Origin of the sequence: Bacillus sp. JJ1474 (assembly GCF_036965225.1) — a bacterium.
Taxonomy (GTDB): Bacteria; Bacillota; Bacilli; order Bacillales; family Cytobacillaceae; genus Cytobacillus.
The window spans coordinates 4005-8940 of sequence record NZ_JBALPC010000265.1 but is presented as its reverse complement, the minus strand read 5'-3'; the positions used below and the strand labels follow the sequence as shown (position 1 = coordinate 8940).

The 4936-nt window shown below is 32.5% G+C and carries 4 protein-coding genes and 1 pseudogene; 4 read left to right on the top strand and 1 reads right to left on the bottom strand.

The genetic code is table 11. The annotated features are described in order from the left end of the window. The first annotated feature begins 133 nt into the window (after positions 1-133). On the top strand, positions 134-943 hold the full coding sequence (locus V7164_RS24070; RefSeq protein ID WP_335355472.1) for a hypothetical protein: 810 nt from the start codon (positions 134-136) through the stop codon (positions 941-943). Between the two features lie 282 nt (positions 944-1225). Here the strand turns inward: V7164_RS24070 and V7164_RS24065 are convergent, their stop codons facing one another. Further along, a complete protein-coding gene (locus V7164_RS24065) occupies positions 1226-1438 on the bottom strand; it encodes a helix-turn-helix domain-containing protein (protein WP_335355471.1) in 213 nt (70 codons plus the stop codon). Between the two features lie 279 nt (positions 1439-1717). Here V7164_RS24065 and V7164_RS24060 point away from each other — a divergent pair, with 279 nt between their 5' ends. From V7164_RS24060 to V7164_RS24050, 3 genes and pseudogenes are all read left to right on the top strand, one after another. Next, on the top strand, positions 1718-1957 hold the full coding sequence (locus V7164_RS24060; protein WP_335355470.1) for a hypothetical protein: 240 nt from the start codon (positions 1718-1720) through the stop codon (positions 1955-1957). 949 nt (positions 1958-2906) lie between these two features. Continuing rightward, positions 2907-3851, top strand: a complete 945-nt coding sequence (locus V7164_RS24055) for a hypothetical protein (RefSeq protein WP_335355469.1) — start codon at positions 2907-2909, stop codon at positions 3849-3851. A 246-nt stretch (positions 3852-4097) separates the two neighbouring features. Continuing rightward, positions 4098-4936 (top strand): annotated as a pseudogene (locus tag V7164_RS24050) (hypothetical protein); the annotation flags it as partial.

Here is a 4936-nt window from a genome sequence, read left to right as displayed (position 1 = left end):
CACCCATATTCAATAATCTAATTATAACTAATCCTCTGTTAAAAAACAACAGATACGGTAGGTTTCTTTAGTAATCTCAAAATTAGAGCAAATGGTGCAGTCCTTTCACTAATCTATAGGGAGAGGGCTTTTTATGTTACAGTCAAATATTCAAGATTTCAAAGAATATAGTCAATTCTCATCACTAAAAGACTTCAATAATAATATCGAAATGTGGATGACTGATATTAAAAATAAATTTACTAAGGGGCAGCTAATAGCAATCAAAAGGTTGATTAGATATTGTGCAAAAATCCCAGGCATTTCTAATGCCAAAATTGGAACAATATTAAAAGCTATTAATGATCAATACAATGATAACGGAATATCTCGGTCTACATTCAAACGTGCTATTTCCTTAGCTAAAGAATTAGGCTTATTAACTGTGCATGAATTAGTGAGGAAGAATGGTTCCAAGTCATCAAATTTGTATGTCTTTAATCGCTATGTTTCTAATGCAGAGCAATCTGACTCCACAATTTTGTGGAGTGAAAATTCTTCTATTTCACAATCAAATGAACCATCCATTGACGATAATTTGAACCGTGCTAAAACTATCAATCTTTCTAAATCTAGCAAACAATTAAATAATATACGTAAGGACAAGCCTGTATCATTTGTTAATCCGTGGGTTAATGGGGAGTTTGCTAGATTTGCAGAATACTATTTCCATTGTCCAAAACAAATTAATGAAATGTGGAAAATCAGTTTCTTAAATGCTAAGAAGTTTGACATTGCTTCTGGTGACTTAGCTACACTATCTATTCGTTGTTTACAGGCACTTCTAACCAAGATGAAGGGTAAACGTATTAAGAACCCTCTCGGCTATTATACGGGCGTAATACGTAAGCAGATGCAGGCTCAGTTTATGAGGAACGCATTCCTCGAAGTGTTTGATGCTTAGGGTTGCTCGGAACCTGAGTTCAAATTTGGTTTGGGGTTAACAGAGGCTTGAACCCGAATCCAAATTTGGATTCCGCATAAGGCGATATTGTCGCACTCAGGTAAATTTGATTGACCTTAAAAGTGAATCACGTTCTGTGACCTAGTTTCGACTGTGAGACAATTTAAGTCTCTCAGGTGTCGACCAAACAGACACGTTGTCGACATTAAAGAGTGAGAATATCTCACAGTTATAGTCATTATAGTGTCTTTTTCTGGGACACCAATAAAAAAAGACAGGGTATTATTCCCCGTCTTCTTTGATATGTTCTATTAATTCGCCTACTGAGCAATTTAATGCTGTACATAACTTTTCCAATGTATCAAATTTAATACCGTCAGTTTCATCGTTATAAAGTCTAGTGATCCCATTTCTATGTAATCCAGTCATTGTTGCAACATCTGATATTTTTAGTTTTTGTTCACCCATTATTCTTGATAGGTGTATTTTTATCATTAGCAATCACTCCTTTTATCTATAATCTAATTATACACCGAAGTGTAACTTTTTTCAATTATGGTGTTGACAATATACACTACAATGTATATTATGTAATTAGATACACACTTCGGTGTGCAAAAATAACACTAGGAGGGTTACAAATGATTGGCTGGATACTTTACAGCTTTGCAACATTCATAGTCGGCTTGTATTGTGGATTATCACGTTCTGGAGCCTTGAAGTAATAATCGCAGCATTAATTTAAAAAACTACATAAAAAGGGGATAAAATAAAATGACAACAACTATCGCAGCTACAAATAAAGAAGCGTTCACAGTATTCGCAAACATTCAAATGCCAATTGAAATTAAAATTGAAGGTATGAGTCAAGAGGATGTTAAAGAAAAGTTAGACTCTATTAACATACAGCAAGCGTTTGTAAATCTATTAACTATGGACGGTCAAGTTATTTCTACAAAGGCGTGGGACTGGGAAATTAATATCAATGACGAGGATATTGAGGTGGAAGTTTAATAGAAAATATTTCGACTAATTTCTACAAGAACTTCTTGCGTATAATGACATTATGATAAAGTAGTGACCTTTATTTGTCGAATATATTGGCTATATCTATCAAAATCGCATTTGTCGAAATTAGATAAAAAGATATAATAAAGCATAGACGCTTAATAAAAACTAAGGGGGAAAATGAATGACTGCAACAATTGAAAGAGAAATACCACAACCAATATAGAATTTAGCTAAACGTGCATTAGGGAGAAAAAGTAATTTCGTCATAGATGATTGGGATTTAGACAGAGTTTATATCACCAAAGGTAGTGAGGATTATACAATCAGAATGTGGAATATCACTGAGAACAACATTCGCTGGACTTTGTTCAAAACAATTTGGGATGAAGATGGTGGAGGTCATGGTGAGGAAGTAAAGTCTGGAATATTTAATTATTAATCTACTAAACAACTTCCAAATCATGTCGATAATATACTTATAACTATAAATACGAATAGACTTGCTTTTTGTTCCGTAAAAATGGAGCAATGAGCAGGTCAGCTTTATTGTTAAAATTTAGAGTTGGGTCGATGTCGTCCCGAGATTCGGTGATACGTGTCACCTTAATGTGGTGAGTCAGATTATAGTCTCTATCACCATTGTGATATTTAACTAATACCTATTATAAACCATTCTCTCATAAAATCAACAACAAGTTGATAAAAAGTGAGGAAAACTTGAAAGGAGGTGAGAAAAACCTTGAGTAATTACTTTTTCTGCTACAACAAGTCAGTTTCAGATTTCCTTAAAACAAAAGATATTCAGCTTATTACTGTGGCACAGGACTTAAAAACTAAGAAAATTTTTAGTTTGTATTACATAGATAAACGTTTACAGAAGGCGCTTGAAGAATACAAAATAAAATAAATCAACTCTATAAAAAATCTATTAATAAATCGGAGGAGAAGTCTAATGACATACGAAGAAATTGAAAAACTACTACAATATCACGAACGGGAATCTAAGGTATTCATTCCAAATGAAATACTTGAGGAATTGAAATGTCATATTCCCAATAGTCCACATATTGCCTTTGCTTATTCCTATTACTATTTAATTTGCTGGCTGTACAGATATGCAAAATATGGAGTCATTAATGATATTGATAATAAGAAAATTAAAGAAATACTAGGATATACCGCAATCACAAAAGGTTTGGATTATCTCATCAAAAAGAATGGAGTATTAGATGATCTAGGTTACACAATCACCACTAAAGACTTTCCTCTTTCATGGACGTATGAGGACGATTTTCTGGAATTTGATTTACTGAGTGATATGGATGAGGATATTCAAAGGAATGTAAAGCAGCAATATAGCAGGAAATATACGATAAAGTTTCCACCTAAGGCATTTCATAGAACAAAGGAATCCAAAGAAGATAGTTATTTGGACGGTACATTTTATGAAGTAGATAATACTCATCTGATTCCGTTTGAAGTTTTCTTATTCTGCATGAGTAAGAAGGAATTGGAGTGTACTGGCTTTTATCTTTACTCATACATAAAGAGAATGAACGACTATCATTCTGGAGGATGGGATGTATCTATTGAGAATATGGCATTAGATACAGGGATAGCCGAAAATACATTAATTCGATACTTAGACCAATTGAGAAAATACAAGATGATTGAAGGAATACATAATCAAGAATATTTCTGTTTAGCACTTGACCCAAGTGAGAGAAAGGCTAATACATACATAACTAATGATTTTGATTTATTTACATACAAGCCACAATTCTATGAAAAAATTAAAGTAATGTCTTCACACGACTACTACAAGTTGAGAGAGGAAGAATTTGAAAACTTATTTGGTAGTGGTATAGATATATCGGTCGAAGAATTACCTTACTAATTAGTTTTTGAATAAGTTACATTTTGGGGGTACATAGTATATAGGTTAATTTAACCTTGAACTATGATTAATTAATTATTATTTAATACTATTACTATTATTTATTAATATAAATTTAAAATTTAATTCAACTAATACTTATATTATATATACCCCCAATTTATAACTTATTCGATATTTAATTTTAATCAGCATGAATTTACATAATCTAATCAAAAAAATAATCGAATGGGAGAATGATGACGAATGGCTAATTTATCAAAACAAGTTTCAATTTATTCTTTGGATACAGCAGATTTCTACAATGAGCGTGAACACAAACTACATACCGAGATTGAGGCGTTAAAAGTTGAATTGTATCTGTTGGAGGAGTTAATTAAATTAAGTGGGAAAGAGCAATCCGACAAACTGAATGAAATCACGAAGAAGAATAAGAAAAATGTGAAGTTGATTAATAAATTGATTACACACCTCGAAGATAATGTAATCCATGAGAAAAATGTTATGAAGATGATGAAAACAAAGGATGCTATCCTAATCGCCAAAAAGCAAAGGAAGTCCTTGAGGACTGTTAATGCTAATTTACGCAAATCCAAGAAGGGTAAGAGTGCGGTTGAGAAGGCTAATATAGATAAGTTGATCGCTACATGTAAAAGTGAAATTGAATTCCTGACTGTCTTCATCACGATATTTGACCAAGAATTAAATTGTTTCAAGGAATTAAAAAGTCCAAAGAAGATTCTTAGTGACATGATTGATTTGAAGAAGGATAAATTGAAGGAACTATTTGATAAAAATAATAAGGTTAGGGTGCTGAGGGAAGATTCCTTGATCATCAACAATGCAATATCTGTTTTTGATTCTGTATTAACTAGAACATTAGGATGTAATGATGAAGATGAAATATGCACAGATATTATTATAGTACAGTCATATTATTATAGTGTGCTTGAGAATTTGATAACGAAGGGATTCATTAATGCTGATGGGGAACAGTATGTGTATTTCTCATCATCTGCGGGTCAAATTCGCAAAAAACGCGGAGTATTCGTGAAGAAAGCATTGTGGGAACAGTATGAGAACAG